General features: G+C 70.0%; 21 protein-coding genes. 13 read left to right on the top strand and 8 right to left on the bottom strand.

Annotated elements, in window-relative coordinates; all coding sequences use genetic code 11:
• Window positions 1–295: 295 nt before the first annotated feature.
• A complete protein-coding gene (locus HF999_RS03620) occupies window positions 296–1081 on the top strand; it encodes an LppX_LprAFG lipoprotein (protein WP_168544554.1) in 786 nt (261 codons plus the stop codon).
• 33 nt (window positions 1082–1114) lie between these two features.
• The gene (locus HF999_RS03615) at window positions 1115–1483 is read left to right on the top strand and encodes a DUF4189 domain-containing protein (RefSeq protein WP_168544553.1); all 369 of its coding nucleotides are present in this window, start codon (window positions 1115–1117) and stop codon (window positions 1481–1483) included.
• A 559-nt stretch (window positions 1484–2042) separates the two neighbouring features.
• On the opposite strand, the gene HF999_RS03610 is transcribed toward HF999_RS03615, so the two are convergent.
• On the bottom strand, window positions 2043–2423 hold the full coding sequence (locus HF999_RS03610; RefSeq protein WP_168544552.1) for a DUF4189 domain-containing protein: 381 nt from the start codon (window positions 2421–2423) through the stop codon (window positions 2043–2045).
• 59 nt (window positions 2424–2482) lie between these two features.
• Window positions 2483–3277 carry an LppX_LprAFG lipoprotein gene (locus HF999_RS03605; RefSeq protein ID WP_168544551.1) on the bottom strand — a complete coding sequence of 265 codons (795 nt, stop codon included), beginning with the start codon at window positions 3275–3277 and terminating at the stop codon, window positions 2483–2485.
• Window positions 3278–3554: 277 nt separating this feature from the next.
• On the opposite strand from HF999_RS03605, the gene sucC reads away from it, so the two are divergent.
• Window positions 3555–4718 (top strand): ADP-forming succinate--CoA ligase subunit beta, encoded by a 1164-nt coding sequence (gene sucC, locus HF999_RS03600; RefSeq protein ID WP_168544550.1) that lies wholly within the window; start codon window positions 3555–3557, stop codon window positions 4716–4718.
• A 16-nt stretch (window positions 4719–4734) separates the two neighbouring features.
• Window positions 4735–5637, top strand: coding sequence for a succinate--CoA ligase subunit alpha (sucD, locus tag HF999_RS03595; protein ID WP_168544549.1), 903 nt, complete (start codon window positions 4735–4737; stop codon window positions 5635–5637).
• Window positions 5638–5718: 81 nt separating this feature from the next.
• Here the strand turns inward: sucD and HF999_RS03590 are convergent, their stop codons facing one another.
• Window positions 5719–6945, bottom strand: a complete 1227-nt coding sequence (locus HF999_RS03590) for an MFS transporter (protein ID WP_168544548.1) — start codon at window positions 6943–6945, stop codon at window positions 5719–5721.
• Window positions 6946–7114: 169 nt separating this feature from the next.
• Between HF999_RS03590 and HF999_RS03585 the strand changes: the two genes are divergently transcribed.
• The 5 genes from HF999_RS03585 (at window position 7115) to HF999_RS22940 (ending at window position 12650) form a co-directional block, all read left to right on the top strand.
• Window positions 7115–8230 (top strand): DUF5336 domain-containing protein, encoded by a 1116-nt coding sequence (locus HF999_RS03585; RefSeq protein WP_168544547.1) that lies wholly within the window; start codon window positions 7115–7117, stop codon window positions 8228–8230.
• Window positions 8231–8288: 58 nt separating this feature from the next.
• Window positions 8289–9749, top strand: coding sequence for a cell division protein PerM (locus HF999_RS03580; protein ID WP_168544546.1), 1461 nt, complete (start codon window positions 8289–8291; stop codon window positions 9747–9749).
• A gap of 81 nt (window positions 9750–9830) precedes the next feature.
• Window positions 9831–10481, top strand: a complete 651-nt coding sequence (purN, locus tag HF999_RS03575; RefSeq protein WP_168544545.1) for a phosphoribosylglycinamide formyltransferase — start codon at window positions 9831–9833, stop codon at window positions 10479–10481.
• On the top strand, window positions 10478–12037 hold the full coding sequence (gene purH, locus HF999_RS03570) for a bifunctional phosphoribosylaminoimidazolecarboxamide formyltransferase/IMP cyclohydrolase (RefSeq protein WP_168544544.1): 1560 nt from the start codon (window positions 10478–10480) through the stop codon (window positions 12035–12037). Before purN ends, purH begins: the two co-directional genes overlap by 4 nt.
• Window positions 12038–12128: 91 nt before the next feature.
• Window positions 12129–12650, top strand: coding sequence for a DUF559 domain-containing protein (locus HF999_RS22940; protein ID WP_168544543.1), 522 nt, complete (start codon window positions 12129–12131; stop codon window positions 12648–12650).
• A 21-nt stretch (window positions 12651–12671) separates the two neighbouring features.
• On the opposite strand, the gene HF999_RS03560 is transcribed toward HF999_RS22940, so the two are convergent.
• Window positions 12672–13025, bottom strand: coding sequence for an ArsR/SmtB family transcription factor (locus tag HF999_RS03560; protein WP_168544542.1), 354 nt, complete (start codon window positions 13023–13025; stop codon window positions 12672–12674).
• Between the two features lie 16 nt (window positions 13026–13041).
• Between HF999_RS03560 and HF999_RS03555 the strand changes: the two genes are divergently transcribed.
• From HF999_RS03555 to HF999_RS03540, 4 genes are all read left to right on the top strand, one after another.
• On the top strand, window positions 13042–13506 hold the full coding sequence (locus HF999_RS03555) for an SRPBCC domain-containing protein (protein WP_168544541.1): 465 nt from the start codon (window positions 13042–13044) through the stop codon (window positions 13504–13506).
• A gap of 42 nt (window positions 13507–13548) precedes the next feature.
• Entirely contained in the window at window positions 13549–14412 is an 864-nt protein-coding gene (locus HF999_RS03550; RefSeq protein ID WP_168544540.1) for an SCO6745 family protein, read from the top strand.
• A gap of 76 nt (window positions 14413–14488) precedes the next feature.
• Window positions 14489–15913 (top strand): sigma 54-interacting transcriptional regulator, encoded by a 1425-nt coding sequence (locus HF999_RS03545; protein ID WP_168544539.1) that lies wholly within the window; start codon window positions 14489–14491, stop codon window positions 15911–15913.
• Entirely contained in the window at window positions 15906–17894 is a 1989-nt protein-coding gene (locus HF999_RS03540; RefSeq protein ID WP_210733421.1) for a vWA domain-containing protein, read from the top strand. The genes HF999_RS03545 and HF999_RS03540 overlap by 8 nt, the downstream gene beginning before the upstream one ends.
• Here the strand turns inward: HF999_RS03540 and HF999_RS03535 are convergent, their stop codons facing one another.
• From HF999_RS03535 to HF999_RS03520, 4 genes are all read right to left on the bottom strand, one after another.
• Entirely contained in the window at window positions 17895–18497 is a 603-nt protein-coding gene (locus HF999_RS03535; RefSeq protein ID WP_168544538.1) for a DUF1707 SHOCT-like domain-containing protein, read from the bottom strand.
• An 81-nt stretch (window positions 18498–18578) separates the two neighbouring features.
• Window positions 18579–19019: a hypothetical protein gene (locus tag HF999_RS03530; protein ID WP_168544537.1), complete on the bottom strand. Its 441-nt coding sequence runs from the start codon at window positions 19017–19019 to the stop codon at window positions 18579–18581.
• Window positions 19020–19178: 159 nt separating this feature from the next.
• On the bottom strand, window positions 19179–20117 hold the full coding sequence (locus HF999_RS22165; RefSeq protein ID WP_210733420.1) for a hypothetical protein: 939 nt from the start codon (window positions 20115–20117) through the stop codon (window positions 19179–19181).
• A gap of 138 nt (window positions 20118–20255) precedes the next feature.
• The gene (locus HF999_RS03520) at window positions 20256–21194 is read right to left on the bottom strand and encodes an AEC family transporter (protein WP_168544536.1); all 939 of its coding nucleotides are present in this window, start codon (window positions 21192–21194) and stop codon (window positions 20256–20258) included.
• Between the last annotated feature and the right edge of the window lie 112 nt (window positions 21195–21306).

The raw sequence follows: 21306 nt of genomic DNA, 5'->3' as shown, positions 1-21306 counted from the left end.
CCGCTCAAGCTTGAAGAACCCAGTTGAGGGGGCAGAACGCATGGATCTCGGGGGAATGCTGATGCCGATGTACTTCGTTCGGTCACCAATCTGGGCCTGCGGATCTGCGGACGGTTCCGCAGATGCCGGCCGACCTTAAGATTCTGAATTCGGCACCGGAGAAAGTCGACGACGTGGCCATTTCCGAGGTCGCTACCCAGCCGTACTACGCCTTCATTGTGTCCGCGGTGTGGATATCGGCGTCGCACGGTTCAGGAATGTTTGGATACCGAATCCATAGAAGGAGAAAGAATTCATGAATATCCGTAGTCGATCCACTGCGGCGATCGTCGCGCTCGGGATCACCGTATCCCTCGGTCTGGGGGCCTGCGCAGACAAGGGTTCGTCGAGTTCCGGGGGCGGCGATGCGACTGCGTCGGCCAGCGCCGTTGACGCGACGTCGCTGCTGAAGTCCGCGTCCGAGGCCGCGAAGGCGGTGACCAACGCCCAGTTCCTCATCGACGTGACGGGTACGGTTCCGAACTTGCCCCTCACCAAGGCGACCGGAGGCATCAACGTCAAGCCCGCAGTCCAAGCGAAGGGCAGCGCAGAACTCAGCATGGGTGGCAAGCTCAAGGGCGACTTCGTTTTCATCGACGGCAAGATGTACTCGAACATCTCCGGCCGGTACGTCGACTACGGCGACGGTGCGTCGATCTTCCCCGTGGCGTTGCTGTTCGACCCTGCGAAGGGTCTGCCCCACGTTCTGTCCTCGATCTCCGAACCCGTTGCCGCAGGGTCCGAGACGATCGAAGGGGCGGCCACCACCAAGATCGTCGGAAAGGTCCGCTCCGGGGATGTGAGCGCCCTGACCGGGACGCGCGTGGTGAATCCGGAGACCAAGGACGTGCCGGTGCCGGTCACCGTTTGGATCCAGTCGTCCGGCGAGCATCAGCTCGTTCGCCTGCAGCTGGTCCCCGCCAAAGACGCGGCATTGACGATGAACTTCTCGAAGTGGGGCGAGAAGGTCGACGTCGTGAAGCCGAGCGTGCCCGCACCCTCTGCTGTACCCAGCACCACGCCCGGAACCCCCCGCAACTGAACATTTTTCGTTGACATCACTGGAGGAGAAATCATGAAGCACAGTCTCAAGCGCGCTGGCGCGGTCGCCGTCGCGGTGGCCGCCGTGGGAGCGTCCACGTTCGCAGCCGCTGGCACCGCGAGCGCGAGCGGCGATTACGGCGCCCTTGCGCTCAACACCTCGACGGGCGCGGCTTCCTACGCGGTCAATTATTCGAGCTACAGTGCGGCATCGAGCGCGGCGCGGGCGAGCTGTGGGTACGGCTGCCGGACCGTTGCGCAATTCGCGAACGGGTGCGGTGCGATCGCTGAGTCGTCGAGCTACTGGGGCTACGGCACCGGAAGCGACCTCGGCACAGCTCAGAACTACGCAATCGCGAGTGCGGGTGGCGGCAGCGTCTACTACTGGGCCTGCACTGGATAGGACGCGGACGGATGAGGGGGATGATCGGCAGTCACGCGGCGGGCACGGGCATACATCGTCCGGCCGTGGCGCGGACTACCGCGGTGCTGCGCCGGCTCGTCGCGGTGGGCTCGGTGGCAGTCGTGCTCGCCGCGTGCGAGGTAGGGAGTCCCGACGTAGGTGCCCCCTCATCCAACGCCGCCGTCGGAGGTCGCCGATTCCGGTGTTCGATTCCGCCGCTCCCTCGAGCTTCTCCGGCAGCACGGTCGGCGCCACGTCACGGTGCTCAGTTTCGCGGGGTTCAAAGTCGGTGTCGCGCTGGCCCGCGGCGATCGCGACGACCAGTCGGGCGGTACCTGTCGGTGGCGACGACACGTGGCCAGCAGGTGCAGGCCGAGCAGCTCGCGAGCGCGGCCTATCTCGTCCTGCAGGGTCTGAAATGACAGTGCGATCGGCCCGTGTTCGCCCGCCGGGTTCCTCATCCTGCGACGAGCGCCGTAGCAGAAGAACAGCCCCGCACACGCCGAAGGGCGGCACCGTCGAGAAACGGTGCCGCCCCTCCGACGCTGTGCGGGGTGGATCAGAGGTGACCGGAGGTGCAGGTCCAGACGAAGATCGACCCACCGCCGGAAAGTGAGATCGCGCTCCGCTGTGCTGCGTAGAGGGAACGGCCGGTGCCACCCTGATACCGGGTGCGGGTCTGGGCGACGGCGCCGCAGCCGTCGCTGAAGGAGGCGAGCACCTTGCAGCTGCCCCAGCCGCACGAGTTGAGTGCGGCGCGCTCGGCGGCGGCCCGGGAAGGATAGTCCCACGCGCGGCCCGTCGCGCCATTGGACGCGACCGCGATGGCGCCGAAGTTGACGGCGGCGTTCGCGGCGGGGGCGGCCGCGACCTGGATGCCGCCCACGACGCTAGCGGTTGTGGCGGCGACAACGAACGCCTTCTTGGTCAGGGTCTTCATGATGGTACCTTTCTCGAAAATACTGGGGGATGGCACGATCCGGGGGAGATCGCGAGGAGTCAGCGGGGCAGGGCCTCGCCGGCTTCGGGCTTGTCGGTGGTCTCGATGGGGGTCACGTTCGGCTTTGTCACGGCGACCTTTTCTCCAAACCTGGAGAAGGTGAGCGTGATGGCCCCGTCGGTGATGGGCTTGACCTCGATGCGGACGAGCTGCTTTTCGCCGGACTTCTGGACCCACACGGTGGTGGGTACCGGAACGCTCTTCTGCGGATCGACGCGCGAGCCGGAGATGGTGGCGATCTCCGTCGCGGGCACCGTGCCGGTGATCTTGGTGGTCTCCTGGCCGTCGATGGTCTCGGTGCCGACGGCCTGCGCGCCCGTGATTTTGGTGAGGATGTTCGGGATGCCTTTGCTCTGGTCGAAGAGGGCCGAGACATCGTAGATCGACGTGCCGTCGCCGTAGTCGACGTACTTGTCCCCGAACAGTGCGGCGTACATCTTGCCATCGATGTAGGTGAACTTGCCTTCCGCATTGCCGGGCTGCACCAGCGCGGTGCCATGCGCCTGGGTGGCGGGCTTGATTTGGAGGTCACCATCGACCTTCGAGATCGGGAGGTTAGGCACCTTCCCGGTCACCGCCACGGTGAAGTGGGTGCTGGTGAGGTTCTTGGCCGCCTCGGAAGTCTCCTTGAGTAGAGCAGGCGCGTCGATGTCCGAGGCTCCTGCCGACGCGGCGGCGGTAGCGGTGGTCTCCGAGCTGTTCGACGAGCTGCCCTTGTCGGCGCAGCCGGTGAGCGAGACCGTCAGCGCGAGCGCCGCCGAGGCTGCGACGAGGGCAGGGCGGGAAGGCTTCATGAGATGTGTTCTCCATTCACTGTCGACTGCGGTAACCATCGTTGACGGCGCTTAACCAGCGCTTGCCGTCCTCTGAATTCAGTCACAATCGCCGGGGCGCGCAGTGCCGATCGCAAAACTTACCGACGGGTAGGGTGTGGAGCCTGATAACCGCAGGTCAAGTGAGATAGGTCATGGAACAAGGGTCGGCGTCCGGGCGGATTCGCGGAGGCATAGAGTCGACTGCGGACCCGTGATGAATGCTGGTGGACCGAGTAACCAGACAGATGGTGAGCTGATGGATCTCTTCGAATACCAAGCGAAGGAACTGTTCGTCAAGCACGGCGTGCCTACCTCGGCCGGCCGCGTGACGGACAATGTCGCCGACGCCCGCGCGATCGCCGAGGAAATCGGCAAGCCTGTGATGGTCAAGGCGCAGGTCAAGGTGGGTGGCCGCGGCAAGGCCGGCGGCGTGAAGTACTCCGCCGACGCCGATGCGGCGCAGGCCAACGCCGAGGCGATCCTGGGCCTGGACATCAAGGGTCACGTCGTCAAGAAGCTGCTGGTGGCCGAGGCGAGTGACATCGCCGAGGAGTACTACATCTCCTTCCTGCTCGACCGCGCCAACCGCACCTACCTGGCCATGTGCTCGGTCGAGGGCGGCGTCGAGATCGAGGTCACCGCCGAGGAGAACCCGGACGCGCTGGCGAAGATCTCGATCGACGCGACCAAGGGCGTCGACCTGGCCACCGCGCGCGCGATCGCCGAGGCCGGCAAGCTGCCCGCCGAGGTGCTCGACTCCGCGGCCGTGACCATCCAGAAGCTGTGGGAGGTCTTCGTCGGCGAGGACGCCACCCTGGTCGAGGTCAACCCGCTGGTCCGCACGCCGGACGATCAGATCCTCGCGCTGGACGGCAAGGTCTCGCTGGACGAGAACGCCGACTTCCGCCACCCCGATCACGAGGCCTTCGCCGACGCCGGGTCCACCGACCCGCTCGAGCTCAAGGCCAAGGAGAACGACCTCAACTACGTCAAGCTCGACGGTCAGGTCGGCGTCATCGGCAACGGTGCGGGCCTGGTCATGTCGACCCTCGACGTGGTCGCCTACGCCGGCGAGAAGCACGGCGGCGTCAAGCCGGCCAACTTCCTCGACATCGGCGGCGGCGCCTCGGCGGCCGTGATGGCCGCCGGCCTCGACGTCATCCTCGGTGACGCACAGGTCAAGAGCGTGTTCGTCAACGTCTTCGGCGGCATCACCGCGTGCGACGCGGTCGCCAACGGCATCGTCGGTGCGCTGGAGACCCTGGGCGACGCGGCCTCCAAGCCGCTCGTCGTGCGTCTCGACGGCAACAAGGTCGAGGAGGGCCGGGCGATCCTGGCCGCGGCGAACCACCCGCTGGTGACGCTCGCGCAGACCATGGACGAAGGCGCCGACAAGGCCGCCGAGCTGGCGAACAAGTAAGGGAGACAACAGAAAAATGGCTATCTTCCTGACCAAGGACAACAAGGTCATCGTCCAGGGCATCACCGGCGGCGAGGGCACCAAGCACACCGCCCTGATGCTCAAGGCCGGCACCAATGTCGTCGGCGGCGTCAACGCCCGCAAGGCCGGCACCACCGTCTCGCACGTCGACAAGGACGGCAACGCCGTCGAGCTCCCCGTCTTCGGTTCCGTGGCCGAGGCCATGGAGAAGACGGGCGCCGACACGTCGATCGCATTCGTGCCGCCGGCGTTCTCCAAGGACGCCATCGTCGAGGCGATCGACGCCGAGATCCCGCTGCTCGTCGTGATCACCGAGGGCATCCCGGTGCAGGACTCCGCGTACGCGTGGGCCTACAACGTCGATAAGGGCAACAAGACCCGCATCATCGGCCCGAACTGCCCCGGCGTCATCACGCCGGGCGAGGCCCTGGTCGGCATCACCCCGAACAACATCACCGGCACCGGCCCCGTCGGCCTCGTGTCGAAGTCGGGCACGCTGACCTACCAGATGATGTACGAGCTGCGCGACTTCGGCTTCTCCACCGCCATCGGCATCGGCGGCGACCCGGTCATCGGCACCACGCACATCGACGTCATCGAGGCCTTCGAGAAGGATCCCGAGACCAAGATCATCGTCATGATCGGCGAGATCGGCGGCGACGCCGAGGAGCGTGCCGCCGCGTACATCAAGGAGAACGTCACCAAGCCCGTCGTGGGCTACGTGGCCGGCTTCACCGCTCCCGAGGGCAAGACCATGGGCCACGCCGGCGCCATCGTCTCCGGCTCGTCGGGCACGGCCGCCGCGAAGAAGGAGGCCCTCGAGGCCGCCGGCGTCAAGGTGGGCAAGACCCCCTCCGAGACCGCCGCGCTCGCCCGCGAGATCCTGAAGTCGCTGTAACAGCAGCGCATTCGGTCCACCGCCCCGTCTCCCGTCCGGGAGGCGGGGCGGTCCCGTTTCCTAGGCCGACGGTCCCGTTTCCTAGGCCGACGGTGCCGCCCCGTCGGGCCCGGGACGCTCCACGGCGCGGAAGGCGAGGTACAGGACCAGGGCGGTCGTGGCCAGGCCGACGCCGAGCAGGCAGCAGCCGGTCCAGCCGGCGACCGGCCACAGAGCGGCCGTCGCCGCGGAACCGAGTGTGCCGCCGATGAAGAAGGTGCCCATGAACACCGCGTTGATGCGGCCGCGCGCCTCGGGCACGAGCGCGTAGAGCACCGCCTGGGACGTGTTGAGCACCGCCTGCTGCCCGATGCCGAGCAGCACCAGGCCCACGATCAGCGCGGACAGGCCGCCGGCCCCGTCCGCGAGGAGCATCGCGCACCACGCCACCGGCTGCGCGATGAGGCCGACCGTCGTGAGCAGCGCGCCGTGCCCGCGGTCGACGATCCGGCCGATCACCGGCCCCGACAGGGCGCCCACCGCGCCGAGCAGCCCGATCGTGCCGATCGCCGTCGGCGTCCACCCGAACCGGGGGCCGGCGAGCAGGAAGGTGACCGCCGCGCCCTGCACCACGAACGAGGCGAGGGACAGCGCGGCGAGGACGGACCGCAGCCGGAGCGCGGGGAACGCGCGGACCAGCGCGATCATCGACGCCAGTAGGCCCCGGTAGCGCTCGACGGTGAGCCCGGGCCGGTCCGGGTCGTGCCGGGGCATCGTGCGCGCCAGCCCGGCGGCAGCCGCGAGGAGCGCTGCCGCGAGGACGAAATAGGGGGTGCGCCAGCCGAATGCGTCGGTCAGTACTCCGGATAGGAAGCGGCTCAGCAGGCCGCCCAGGATCACGCCGCTCATCACGACGCCGACCGCGTGCGCCTGCTCGCGCGGTCCCGCGAGCTCGGCGGCGTAGGGCACGATCACCTGCGCGCCGACCGCCGTCACCGCCGCCAGTGCCGACGCCACGAGGAGCACCGCCCCCGTCTGCGCAGCGCCGGCGACGACGAGGGCCGCGGCCGTCAGCGTCAGCAGCGTCAGCGCCAGCGGGCGGCGCCGCACCACGTCCGACATCGGCACCAACAGGAGCAGTCCGGCCGCGTAGCCGGCCTGCGCCACCGTCACGAGCAGCCCGGCTGTCGTGTCCGACATGCCGAACCGGTCGCGCAGCAGGTCGAGGATCGGGTACGCGACGTACAGGCTCGCCGCCGACAGGCCGGTGGCGACGGCCATCAGCCGGAGGAGGCCGGGGCCGGCGGTCGCAACGGGGGTCGTGGTCATGTCCTCCACTCTCGCTGAGTCGTATCCGCCAGTACAACGGATTATCCGACGAATTTGATCCAGGCCAGAGAAACTTGATGGTGCTGCAACAACGTGACGTCGGACTTCGTGTATAGGGTGGTGGCGTACTGGCCCGTAGGGGCCGACATCAACCTTCGGGGAGAAGAACATGACCTACTCAGGTGGAGGGTACGGGCAGCAGCCGGGCCAGGGGGGCTACGGGCAGCCGGACTACCCGCAGCAGGGCTACGGCCAGCAGGGTTACGGCCAGCCGGCGCAGCCCGGGTACGGCCAGCAGGCCCAGCCCGGGTACGGGCAGCAGGGCTACGGCCAGCAGGGTTACGGTCAGCAGGGTTACGGTCAGCAGCCGGACTACGCGCAGCAGGGCTACGGCCAGCAGTACGGCGGCTACCCGCAGCAGCCCGCCGCGCCGTCGAAGCCGCTGGACCTCGCGCTGATCCTGTCGATCACCACCGCCGCGCTGGGTGTCATCACCTTCCTGCTGGGCTTCCTCAACTTCTACGAGCGCACCATCTCGGCGGGCCCCTACTCGACCAGCGCGTCGGCGTCGGGTTTCGAGAGCCCCACGCAGCCGTTGCTCATCGTGCTGCTCGCCGCCGGTATCGCCGCCGGTCTGAGCCTGATCTCGAAGGGCTCGACCGGTCGCACTCCGGCTGCGGCTCTCGCCGTCGCGGGCTTTCTCGGCTTCGTGTTCGGGTCGTTCAGCTGGGAGAACATGGCCTACGGCTACTGGATCGCGCTGTTCTTCGCGCTGCTCACCGCGGCCGCCGCGGTGGTCCTCGTGCTGATCGACGCGGGCATCATCAAGAACCCCGCCGCCGTGGCCGCCGCCGCGAGCGCATCGACGGACGCGTCCGCGACCGCCGCCCCGTCCGCCGACGCCGCGCAGGCGCCCGGCGCCGAGCAGCCCGCCGTCTCGTCGCCCTCGCTCCCGGCCGCACCGTCGGCGGAGGCACCGTCCGGGCAGTCGCAGTGGCCGAGCTACGGCGGCTACCAGGCGCCGGCCCAGTCGGGCTACCAGGCCCCGGGCGCACCGTCCACGCCGTCCGCTCCGGCCGCCCCCGCGGCCCCGGCCACCACGGGCTTCCAGGCCCCCGGTGCGTCGGCGGCACCGTCGAACCCCGGCGCCTCGGCGTCGCCCGACGAGGTGACCACCGCGTTCGGCCAGTCCGCGTCGTCGTCGGCCACCCAGGCCTTCGGCAGCCCGGCCACCCCGCAGCACGGCTCGCACTCCACCGAGGGCGAGAACAAGCAGGGACAGTAGTCCCCGCCTGCGGCGCGCCTGAGCCACTCTCCGACGCTGCGGTGTCACAGTGGTGAGGATGATGGATTCAGCGCGCGCCGCCGGGCCGGGCCCGAGCGAGACCCGGCCGCTGTTCGTGATGGCCTTCGGGCCGTCGCTCGTGACCCTCCTGATCACGTTCGTGGTGGGAGGGGTCGTTCTGCTCACCTCGTCGACCGGCCTCGGGGCCATCGTCCCCACGGTCGCCGGGCTCTGGCTGGCCGTGCACCAGGTGCCGGTCACCATCAGCGACATCACCCTCGGCGTGCTGCCGCTCCTCCCCACGATCGCGTTGGTCGCCGCAGTCGCCCGGGCCGCGCGCCGCGCCGGCGGCGAGGGACGCCCGCTCGCCGAGCTCCGCGCCGTGCTCCTGTGCGCCATCGCCGGACCCGCCCTGTTCACCGCCATCGCGCTGGCCGTCGTCAACGACGCCGCGGGGCGGTACACCATCGCCACGCCGCCTCCGCTCACCGCGTTCCTGTGCACCATCGCCGTGCACCTCGGCGCCGCCCTGCTCGGCCTCGCGCCCGCGTATTGGCGCGCCGCCGCCCGCTACCTCCACGTGCCTGCCTGGGTCGACGACTGCGCCCGGCTCGCGGGGCGGGCGCTGCTCGCGTTCGGCGCCGTCGGCCTGGCGATCGTCCTGGTCCGCCTGGTGATCCGCTGGGAGACGGTCTTCGACCTCGTCCGCTCCGGCAACGACGCCGTCGGCATGATCTCCCTGGTCCTGGTGTCGCTGCTGTACCTGCCCAACGTGGTGATCGGTGCCGCAGCGCTGCCCCTGGGCGCGGGCGTCCACCTGGGCCCGATCTCGATGAGCCTGTTCTCCGCGGCCCCCGGCCGCGCCCCGGGCGTGCCGATCCTGGCGGTCCTGCCCCAGGGACCGTCGCCCTGGTACCTGCTGCCACTGCTCGCCGTACCCGCCTACGTCGCGGTCCGGGTGGGCCGACGGTGCACCGCCCGCTCCCTCGACCTCGGGCCGACGGTGACCACGGTCGCCGTCACCGCGTTGCTCACCGCGACGGGCTTCACCGCAGCCGCCTTCGTCGCAGGTGGGGAGCTCGGCGGGTTCGGCTACGCGGGCGCGGACCTGCTGCAGGTGTTCCTGTTCACCCTGGCCTGGGTCGGCCTCGTCGGTGTCCTCGCCGCCCTCGTTCTGCAACAGGTGGGGGAGTCGCGCGCCGTCCGCGCCGCGCGCCGGGCCGAGGGAGAGGCACCGTCGGGTTACACGACCTACGCGGACGAGCCCGATGTGATCGACGACGGTGCCACCGTGGAGATCGAGCCCGCGGACCGCGGCTCCCGCGCCGACGATGCGGACGAGGACCAGCCCGAACGCGACGAGTCCCCGGCGGACACCGGAGATTTCGACGCCCTCGCCGAGCAACCGACCGAGGAGGTCCGGCCCGTGTCCCGGCCTGCGGTCGGGCCCGCCGCGTCGAAGCGGGAACGGACCATCGCCGACATCGAGGAGCTCGACAGCTACACCTTCGGCCAGTAGGCCGGACCAGACGATCGGTAGGCCCGATGATCCGGTCCGGACCGGCCGATTAGGCTGAACACGAATCGTCCCCCCCATGCGATGGAGAGCATCCTGACCACGCCCAGCCCCACGGTGGTGTCGCCGTGCGCGCCCGCCCGGATCGTCGTGCTGGCCTCCGGCACCGGTTCGCTGCTCGAGGCACTGCTCGCGGCGTCGTCCGGCCCCGACTACCCGGGGTCCGTCGTGGGTGTCGTCGCCGATCGGAGCTGCCGGGCGCTGGAGGTCGCCGCGCAGGCCGGGGTCGAGAGCGCCGAGGTACCGCTGCGGGCCTACGGCGATCGCGCCGAATGGGACGCCGCCCTGATGGCCGCCGTCACCGAGCTGGAGCCGCACCTCGTGGTGGCGGCCGGCTTCATGAAGATCCTCGGTCCCGCGTTCCTCGCCGCGTTCGGCGGGCGCGTGATCAACGCGCATCCCGCGCTGCTGCCCGCGTTTCCGGGCGCCCACGCCGTTCCCGCCGCCCTCGAGCACGGAGTCAAGCTCACCGGCTCCACCGTGCATCTCGTGGACGCGGGGCTCGACACCGGACCGATCCTCGCGCAGGAGGCGGTCGCGGTGGAGGCGGGGGACACCGAGGACACCCTGCACGAACGGATCAAGGTCGTGGAGCGCCGACTTCTGACAGAGGTCGTCGCGAAGGTCGCCCGCCAGGGCTACCGCGTCGATGGACGAAAGGTCACCATTTCATGAGCAGCAACATCCCGCTCAAGCGCGCGCTGATCAGCGTGTACGACAAGACGGGTCTGGTGGAGCTGGCCACGGGGCTCGCCCAGTCGGGCGTCGAGATCGTCTCGACCGGTTCGACCGCGCGCACCATCGCCGATGCCGGCGTGGCCGTGACCCGCGTCGAGGACGTCACCGGCTTCCCCGAGTGCCTCGACGGCCGGGTGAAGACCCTGCACCCCAAGATCCACGCCGGCATCCTCGCCGACACCCGCCTGTCCGAGCACCTCGAGCAGCTGCGCGACCTGGACGTCAAGAAGTTCGAGCTGGTCGTCGTGAACCTCTACCCCTTCACCGACACCGTCGCCTCCGGCGCGTCCGAGGACGAGTGCATCGAGCAGATCGACATCGGCGGACCGTCGATGGTGCGGGCCGCCGCGAAGAACCACCCGTCGGTGGCGGTCGTGGTCTCGCCCTCCGACTACGGCGACGTGGTCGACAACGCGCGCGTCGGCTTCTCGCTCGAGCAGCGGAAGGCGCTCGCGGCGAAGGCCTTCCGGCACACCGCCGACTACGACGTGGCTGTGGCCTCGTACATGACCAATGTCGTGGCGCCCGAGACCGCCGACGGCCACGCCGTGGCCTTCCCGTCGTGGATGGGCGGCACCTGGACCCGCGAGAACGTGCTCCGCTACGGCGAGAACCCGCACCAGGGCGCGGCGCTGTACGTCGGCGGCTCGAAGGCGGGGCTGGCGCAGGCGCAGCAGCTGCACGGCAAGGAGATGAGCTACAACAACTACACCGACGGTGACGCCGCCTGGCGGGCCGCGTACGACTTCAACGAGCCGGCCGTCGCGATCGTCAAGCACGCCAACCCGTGCGGCATCGCGATCGGCAAGGACGTGGCGCAGGCGCACCGCAAGGCCCACGCGTGCGACCCGGTCTCGGCCTACGGCGGTGTCATCGCCGCGAACCGCGAGGTCAGCCTGGAGATGGCCGAGCAGGTGTCGGAGATCTTCACCGAGGTCATCATCGCGCCCTCCTACGCCGACGGTGCCCTGGCGGTACTGCAGCGCAAGAAGAACATCCGCGTGCTGCTCGCCGAGCCGCCGGTGCTGACCACCGAGATCAAGCAGATCACGGGCGGCCTGCTGCTGCAGCAGTCCGATGCGATCGACGCCCCCGGCGACGATCCCGCCACCTGGACGCTGGCGTCCGGGGAGCCCGCCGACGAGGCCACCCTCACCGATCTCGAGTTCGCCTGGCGCGCCTGCCGCGCCGTGAAGTCGAACGCGATCCTGCTGGCCTCCCGCGGCGCGTCCGTGGGCGTGGGTATGGGACAGGTCAACCGCGTCGACTCGGCGCAGCTGGCCGTGACCCGCGCGGGTGATCGGGTGCTCGGCTCGGTGGCCGCGTCCGACGCTTTCTTCCCGTTCCCGGACGGCCCGCAGATCCTCATCGACGCGGGTGTGAAGGCGATCGTCTCGCCCGGCGGATCCATCCGCGACAAGGAGGTCATCGCGGCGGCCGCCGAGGCCGGCGTCACGATGTACTTCACCGGGACGCGCCACTTCTTCCACTGATCCCGCGTTCGCTGGGGCGTGCTGGGGCCGGGGCCTGTCGGAGGCATGTCTGCTCGGCGAAGTGATGCGTGCGGCGCATTACCTCTGACCTGTGGTTTCGGCGGCAGGTCATGCGCGCCGCGCATGGCCCGCGGGGTTCGACCGGAGCAGTGGTTCGATACCTCCGGAGCTGTGGGATCTATCGCTCGGCCCTCCACCCCCACACGGACCGGGCGGGCGTCCGGATCCCCGTGCTGATCTCCGGCGGTGCCGCCGATCGCTGGACCGCCCTCTACTGGCACGGCCTGACCGAGACCGTGCCCGAGATGGTGACCGCCACCGTGCCCGCCGGCCGCCGAGTCCACCAGGCCACGGGCTACTCGCTCGATACCCGCAACTGCCCTTCCGTGGCTATGCGATCGACTTCGCGTTCCCGGAGTGCAAGCTCGCGGTGGAGATCAATGGTTGGGCGTACCACCGTTCGCAGAAGCGGTGGATGACCGACCAGAACAAGTCGAACGCCCTGACCGGCGCCGGCTGGTCGGTGTTGAACTACACCTGGCACCACCTGACCGAGGAGCCGGAGGTCGTGATCACGGCGGTCGCCGAGATGATCGGCGGCCTCGCCGCGTGAGTGCGGTCGGCGAGGATCCGGTCATTCGCGGCTGAGGTCGTCGAGCAGGGACACGGCGGCGCGGGCGTACTCGCCGATCCAGCGGTCGTAGATCCGCTTGATGGGCACCGGCGCCAGCGTGAGGTGCCGCTCGCGTCCGACCCTCCGCCCGATCACCAGCTCCGCCCGCTCGAGGACGCGCAGGTGTTGGAGCACCGTCGTGCGGTCGAGGTCGGGGAAGTGCGCGCACAGCTCGCCGGTGGTGCGCGGCGACTGCTTGAGCACGTCGAGCATGCGGCGGCGGGTGCCGTTCGCGAGTGCTTTGAAGACCTGGTCGTCGGCGTCGTCGTCGGGCTCCGCCGCGCGCCGGGCACCCTTGCGGTCGGCGTCAGACATGTTGTAGTTTTATCACATGTCAGACCTCGAAGAGCTCTCCTTCACCGTTTCCGGCTACGTGGCGCGCCCCACCGCTCAGGTCTACGAGGCCGTCGCCGATCCGCAGCAGCTGTCCCAGTACTTCACCACCGGTGGCGCCCGGGGCCGGCTGGTGCCGAACGCCGAGGTCACCTGGGACTTCGCCGACTTCCCCGGCGCCTTCCCGGTGCAGGTGGTCGAGGCGGATCCGTACTCGAAGATCGTGATCCGATGGGCCGCGGAGCATGCCGTCCACGGCGCGGACACCACGGTGACCTTCGAGTTCGAGCCCGTCGACGACGATTCCCGCACCCTGGTCACGATCACCGAGTCGGCCTTCGCGGCCACCGGCGACGGAGCCAGGAGCGCCTTCGGCAACTGCATGGGCTGGACCGGGATGCTCGCCGCGATGAAGGTGTGGGTCGAGCACGGCATCAACCTGCGCGAGGGCTTCTACAAGTAGCCCGGCGTCGACAATCCCCGCCCGCCCTGACAGTGTGGGGACATGTCGGACAACGCCGTCGCCCTCGCCCGGACCGCCTACGAGACCGTCGAGCCCTTCCACGTGGTCGCGTACTTCAACCCGGGCATCCGGGACGCCGTCCGCGACCTGGGCATCGACCAGCACGCCTTCTACGTGGGCGCCCGGGCCGCTCCGATCGGCGAGGCGCACGCGTCCGTGGTCACCGCCGCGTTCTACAACTTCGCGCCCACGCTGATCGAGAGCGCATGGCCGGTCGCCGTCGACGCGGGACTGGCCGAGATCGACGACCGCCGCTATGTCATGCTCGCCGAGCAGTACCGCGAGATCCTCGCCGGGATCGATCCCGCCGAGGTCCGCGCGCTCGCCGAGGGTTTCGGCGACCTCGTCGCAGGCCTGCCGCTCTCCGGTCGCACCCTCGCCTCCGCCTGGGCATCGTCGACGGTGCCGGACGATCCGGCCCTCGCCCTCTGGCGCCACCTCTCCGTGCTGCGCGAATGGCGCGGCGACAACCATCTCGCCGAACTGATCCGGCACGGGCTCACGGGCCTCGAGGCGGGCGTCCTGCACGAGGCGGACGTCCCGGATCCGACGGTGCGCCGTCGGGTCATGGGCCGCAGGTTCTTCCGCATCACCCGCGGGTACAGCGAGCAGGAGTGGGGCGACGCCGTCGCCCGCCTCACCGAGCGCGGCCTCGTCGAGGGCGAGCCGGAGGAGCACCGACTGACGGGCGAGGGCATGGGCGTCTACCTCGACATCGAGGCGGGCACCGACGCCATCACCGCCGCAGCGTTCGGCCCCGGATCGGAGGACCTGATCGCCCGGATCCGGCCGCTGACGAAGGCCGTGATCGACGCGGGCGTCATCCCCGGCACCAAGAAGAAGTGACCCCCTCCGTATTCCCGATTTCGCTGCGGGCGTAGACGCTGGGGCGGCGCGGGCCGATCGGCGTAGCGTGGACGGCGTGACTTCTGCGCGCTCCGATGCACTCACCGATCGCCGTTCCGAGCTCCCCAGCGAGCTCCCCACTACGCTCGGCGAACTCAAGGCCTCCGGCCACGTCTACCGCGGGATCAAGGACGAGCTCCGCGGCAATCTGCTGGCGGCGCTCCGGGCCGATACGAACCCGTGGGACGGCATCCAGGGATTCGACGACACCGTCATCCCCCAGCTCGAGCGGGCTCTCCTGGCCGGCCACGACGTGGTGCTGCTCGGCGAGCGCGGCCAGGGCAAGACGCGCCTGATCCGCACCATCGTCGGGCTGCTCGACGAGTGGACGCCCGTCATCGACGGTGCCGAGCTCGGCGAGCACCCGTACCACCCGATCACCCCGGCGTCGATCCGCCGCGCGCAGGAACTGGGCGACGATCTGCCCGTCGCGTGGAAGCACCGGGAGGAGCGCTACTCGGAGAAGCTGGCCACGCCGGACACCTCCGTCGGGGATCTGGTGGGCGACGTCGACCCCGTCAAGGTGGCGCAGGGCCGCAGCCTGGGCGACCCGGAGACCATCCACTTCGGCCTCATCCCGCGGGCGCACCGCGGCATCGTCGCCGTCAACGAGCTGCCGGACCTGGCCGAGCGCATCCAGGTGGCGATGCTCAATGTCATGGAGGAGCGCGACATCCAGGTGCGCGGCTACACGCTGCGCCTGCCGCTCGACGTGTTGCTCCTGGCGTCCGCGAACCCCGAGGACTACACCAACCGCGGCCGCATCATCACGCCGCTCAAGGACCGCTTCGGCGCCGAGATCCGCACGCACTACCCGCTGGATCTCGAGGACGAGGTCGCGGTCATCGAGCAGGAGGCGGACGTGGTCGCCTCCGTGCCGCAGTACCTCACCGAGGTGCTGGCGCGGTTCACCCGCGAGCTGCGCGAGTCGCCCGCCGTCGACCAGCGTTCCGGGGTGTCCGCCCGGTTCGCCATCGCGGCGCAGGAGACGGTCGCCGCGGCGGCGCTGCACCGCGCAGCCGTGGGTGGGGAGGAACTGCCGGTGGCGCGCCCCGTCGACCTGCTGACGGTGCCCGACGTGCTGCGCGGCAAGGTGGAGTTCGAGGCGGGCGAGGAGGGGCGCGAGATCGCGACCCTGGTGCACCTGCTGCGTCGTGCCACCGCCGCGACGATCGGTGAGTACCTGCTCGGCGTCGACCTGGGGCCGCTCGTGGACGCCATCGAGGCCGGCGGGCCGATCGTGACCGGCGACGATGTGACCGCGGCAGCGCTGCTCGAGAACCTGCCCGAGGTGCCCGTGCTCGCGGAGGTGTACCGGCGGCTCGAGGCCGATTCGCCCGGGGAGCGCGCCGCCGCAGCCGAATTCGCACTGGAGGGCCTGTACCTGGCCCGGCGGATCGGCAAGGAGTCCGACGACGAGGGGCAGACCGTCTATGGCTGATCGACCCCGGCGCGGGCAGGGAGTGCGGCGCGGGCGCCTCGCCCGGTACCGCCGTTACACCGGCGGCCCGGATCCGCTGGCCCCGCCCGTCGACCTGCGGGATGCGCTCGACGAGATCGGCCGGGACGTGATGAACGGCGTCTCGCCGCGGCGCGCGCTGCAGGAGTACCTGCGGCGCGGCAGCGAGAACCGGCGCGGGCTGGACAAGCTGGCGGAGCTGGCGAACCGGCGCAAACAGGAGCTGTTGCAGCGCAACAACCTCGGCAAGACCTTCGAGGACGTCCAGAAGCTGCTCGACGAGGCCGTGCTCGCCGAGCGCAAGGAGCTCGCGCGGGCGCTGGACGACGATGCCCGGTTCCAGGAGATGCGCTTGGGGGACCTGCCGCCGTCGGCGGCGCAGGCCGTGCGGGAGCTGGGGGACTACCGGTGGCGCTCGCCCGAGGCCGCGCAGAAGTACGAGGAGATCCGCGACCTTCTGGGGCGCGAGCTGCTCGACCAGCAGTTCGCCGGGATCAAGCAGGCCCTCGAGGGCGCGACCGACGAGGACCGCGCCGCGATCCAGAAGATGCTCGACGACCTGAACACGCTGCTGGACAAGCACAACGCCGGCGAGGCGACACAGGCCGACTTCGACGACTTCATGGCCGAGCACGGGCAGTACTTCCCCGAGAACCCGCGGAACATCGACGAGCTCATCGACGCCCTGGCGCAGCGGTCGGCCGCGGCGCAGCGGCTGTACAACAGCCTCACCCCGGAGCAGCGGGCCGAGCTGGAGGAGCTGTCGCAGGCGGCCTTCGGGTCGCCGCAGCTCTCCCAGGCGCTGAGCGACCTCACCGGCAAGCTGATGGACGCCCGCCCGGGCGAGGACTGGTACGGCAGCCAGGAGTTCGAGGGATCCGAGGGCATGGGCCTGGGCGACGCGACGCAGGCGATGCAGGACATCGCCGACCTGGAATCCCTGGCGGATCAGCTGAGTCAGCAGTACAACGGCGCATCGCTCGACGACATCGACCTCGAGGCGCTGCAGCGGCAGCTCGGCGACGAGGCGGTGGCCGACGCGCGCACCCTGGCAGACCTGGAGAAGGCGCTCCGCGACCAGGGCTACTTCTCCCGCGACCCCGACGGCTCGCTCCGCCTCTCGCCCAAGGCGATCCGGCAACTGGGCCAGTCGATCCTGCGGGACGTGGCGCACCGTCTGACCTCCCGGGGCGGCGAGCGGAACACCGCCCGCACCGGGGCGACGGGCGAGGCCACCGGCGCGAGCCGGGAGTGGCGGTTCGGCGATACCGAGCCGTGGGACGCCACCCGCACCGTGCTCAACGGCGTACTCCGACAGGCCGCTTCGGGCACCTCGGGTCCGGTGGCGCTGGACGCGCGCGACATCGAGGTCACCGAGACCGAGGCCCGCAGTCACGCGGCGGTGGCGCTGCTCGTGGACACCAGCTTCTCCATGGTCATGGAGGGGCGCTGGCTACCGATGAAACGCACGGCTCTCGCTCTGCACCAGCTGATCTCGACCCGCTTCCGCGGAGACGACCTGGCGCTCATCGGATTCGGCCGGTACGCGCGCACGCTCAGCGTGGGGGAATTGACCGGGCTCGACGGTGCCTACGAGCAGGGCACGAACTTGCACCACGCGCTGGCGTTGGCGCAACAGCACTTCCGCGCCCATCCGAACGCGCAGCCGGTGCTGCTCGTGGTCACCGACGGTGAGCCGACCGCCCACCTCGAGCGGAACGGCGAGCCCTTCTTCGACTACCCGCCGCACCCGCGGACCGTCGCGATGACGGTGCGCGGCCTGGACGCCGTTGCCGCACAGGGTGCGCAGATCACGGTCTTCCAGCTGGGCGACGACCCCGGGCTCACCCGCTTCCTCACCGCGGTGGTGCGGCGCGTGGGCGGGCGGCTCGTCTCGCCGGACCTCGACGGTCTGGGCGCCGCGGTCGTCAGCGACTACCTGGGCAGTCGCAAGCGGGCATAGCTACTTGATCTTCACCTCGACCCCGCCCCAGAAGGCGAAGCCCTTCACGGTGATCCGGGGACCGGTCGGCTCGCCGGTCTGCGGGTTCTTGTGCTCGAAGGCGCCCATGATCCCGACACCCTCGACGTGCACGTTGGCGCCCTTGGGCAGGATGATCTCCACGCCGCCCATGACGGCGTAGACGTTCAGGGTCACATCGCCCACGAGGAAGGTCGCCTCGCGCAGGTCCAGGTTCACACCGCCCCAGAACGCGGTGGCGGTGTGCTCGGGCCCCACGGCGATCGGCCCGCGCACCCGCGTTCCGGACATGATCGCCCACTTGTTCTCGCCCATGCGCGGCACGCCCGCGGGTGCGACCGACGGCGCGCGGTACGCCGGGGCCGCCATGGCCGACGGTGCCTGCACGGCCGGGAGGTCGACGACCAACCGGTCGAGGTCCGCGAACGTGCGGGCCTGCACCGCCTGTTCCGATCGTTCCTCGTACTCGGGCAGCGTGATCTGGCCGAGGCCGAGGGCCGCGGAGAGCATCTCCACCACGCGATTGCGGTCGTGATCCGATGCCCGCAGGACATCGCGGCGCAGGGGTTCGAGCTCGTCGGGCATAGTCCCGACTCTAGGCGAAGCGGGTGGGTCCCCGCTTCCTCGCGCCGACACGCGCGGTGGACTCTGCGCGAGGTCTCGGCGTCAGCGCGGGCAGAGCCAGTGTCGCGCCTCCTGGGCGATGTCGGCGCGGGCACTGCCGCCGCCACAGACCTTGCGACCCTCGCGAATCATGGCGGCCGCGTCAGTGATCTCCGTACCCCGGGCGGCGACCGCGTTCAGGAAGGCGTGCTCGGACCGCGAGTACGCGGGGTGCGGCGGCCGCCCTGCATCCCACTGGATCCCGCCGGGGCACAGCCAGTGGCGCGCCTCCTGGGCGATGTCCTTGCGCGCCGACCCGCCACGGCACGCGGTATAGCCGTCCCGGAGCATCGCGGGGGCATCGGTGATGTGGGTGCCGCGAGCGGAGACGGCGCTGAGGAAGCCGTTCTCCGCGGGAGTGAAGGCAAAGGCGGCACCCGGACTCGCGAGCACCGCGCCGGTGGCGACCGCGACGACGGCTGCGGTACGAATTGTTGTGTTCATCGTTCCTCCGATCAGTCGGTATTCACTGACTGTGGCACTCGGAGGGCGCTGGTGGCGGTCCTCCAGCAGGGATTCATCCGGTCGGAGGACCGACCTGAAACGGAGCCGGCCTCCCCGCTGCAGGGCGGGGAGGCCGGATCGTCGAGGGTGGGCGCTGCGTCAGAGCAGGCGGCCGACCACCGGGAGCCGCTTGAGGAGCAGCGCGATGCCGGTGGGCTGGTTCTTCTTCGGCGCGGGCTTCTCGGCCTTGGCGACGTCCTTCGACGGTGCCTTCGTCTCCGGCTTCGGCGCGGCCTTCGCGCCGGTCTTCGCGTCGGCCTTGGGGGCGGCCGCCGAGTTGGCCGACTTCGCGTCGATGGAGGCGGGCGCCTTGCCCTTCGACGCGGCGTCCTTCTGTGCGGCGATCGGGGTGATCTTGGCCTCCGAGGCCTTGACCGGCGCCTTCTTGGCGGCGGGCTTGGTCGCTGCGGGCTTCGCCGCGGCGGTCTTGGCGGCCGCGGTCTTGGCCGCAGTGGACTCGGCAGCAGCGGTCTTGGCCGGGGCCTTCTTCGCGGGCGCGGTCTTCTTGGCGGCGGTGCTCTTCGCCGGGGTCTTCTTCGCCGGGGCCTTCTTGGCAGCGGGCTTGGTCGCGGCCGGCTTTGCAGCCGCAGCCGGCTTCGCGGCGGCGGCGGGCTTCGCGGCGCCACCGTCGAGGCCCAGGACCGACCAGGCGTCCTCCCACGCGGCCACGGCGTCGGCGGTGACGGCGAGGTTGGTGTTCGCGGTCAGGGTCTTGCCCGGGTTCTTGCCCTCGTATCCGGCGGCGAGCTTGCCGACGTGCGCGGCGTACTCGGCGGCCGAGACGATGGCGATCGGCGCACCGTCGGACAGGTCGACGAGCGCCCACGCGGTGACGGGCGCCTTGACGACGGCCTCGCCCTTGCGGGCGTGCCAGGCATCGCCGGTGGTGGCCTTGACGCGGAGCGTCTCGGTGCGGTCGGCTGCGGTCACGGTGACGAGCACGGTGCTCCCCTTCGTGGCGACCTCTGCCTTGCCCCCGCGGGCCTGAACGGCAGAGACGAACACCTCGACGGCGCGCTGAGCGGCGGTCTGAGCCATGGGTCTCTCCTGAGTGTGTGGTCGCGACGCGCCGTTCAGCGCTCCGCTCGTACTCTTATTAACCCATGAGTAACATGTCGAACCCAAGCTGAAACGGGCGTCACAGGCGTAATGTGACCTGGTCGTTCGGCGCGTCCGTCAGGTGAGCAGAGCGGCGATCAGCATGATCGCCGGTATCGACAGCATCGTCGTGATCAGGCCGCAGTCCCGCGCGAGGATCACGCCGCGGTTGTACCGCAGGCCGTAGACCAGCACGTTCTGTGCGGTCGGGAGGGCCGCGGTCACCGTCTGCGCGAACAGGGCGTGCCCCGACTGACCGAACAGGAATCGCGCCATCGCCCACGCGAGGACGGGCATTGCGATCATCTTGAGCGCGGTCGCCAGCGCGATGTCCCGACGGGGCGCCTCGCCCTTCTGCAGCACCCGCACCCCGCCCAGCGACAGCCCGAAGACGACCAGGGCCATCGGTACCGAAGCGTCGCCGAGCAGCTTGACGGGGCTCATCAACCAGTCCGGCGGGTGCCACCGCGCGAGCGAGATCACGAGCCCGATCAGCGCGCCCACCACGATGGGGTTCAGCAGGGGAGTGGCGACGGTGCGCCAGATCGGCTGGGCCCTGCCGGGGCGCTCGCGCGACTCCGCGATGTCGAGCATGGTCAGCGCGATCGTCGAGTAGATCAGGATCTGGAACAGCAGCAGTGGGGCCACGTACGACGTGTCGTGCAGCACGAACACCGCGATCGGGATACCCAGGTTCGACGAGTTCACGTAGCTGGACGCAAGCGCGCCGATCGTCGCATCGCCCATCGGCCGGTGCCGGAACACCCGGACGATCACGTAGTAGATCGCGCCGATCACCAGCGCCGACCCCGCGCTCACCCACAATCGCGGGCTGAACAGCACCGACATGTCGGTGGTGGCCAGCGCGTGCAGCAACAGGGCCGGGGTGAGCAGGTAGAACACCAGGAGCGAGAGCTGCCTCTCGGGTTCCTCGCCCAGGACGCCGACCCGGCCGACCAGCCAGCCCGCCGCGATGATGATCGCGATCACGGCGAAGCCGGCCAGCACGGAGGTCACGAGCGAGCAGATTACGCGACCGACGAATCGCGGAGCGGTTCACGATGTCGGGTTCTGGTGCCTCAGACGTGCACCCCGCACCTGCGACGCACCAGAACCCGACATCGTGAGG

It is taken from the genome of Tsukamurella spumae (assembly GCF_012396015.1).
Taxonomy (GTDB): Bacteria; Actinomycetota; Actinomycetes; order Mycobacteriales; family Mycobacteriaceae; genus Tsukamurella; species Tsukamurella spumae.
Note: the sequence above shows the minus strand (reverse complement) of the source record. Positions and strands in the feature narration are given on the sequence as shown.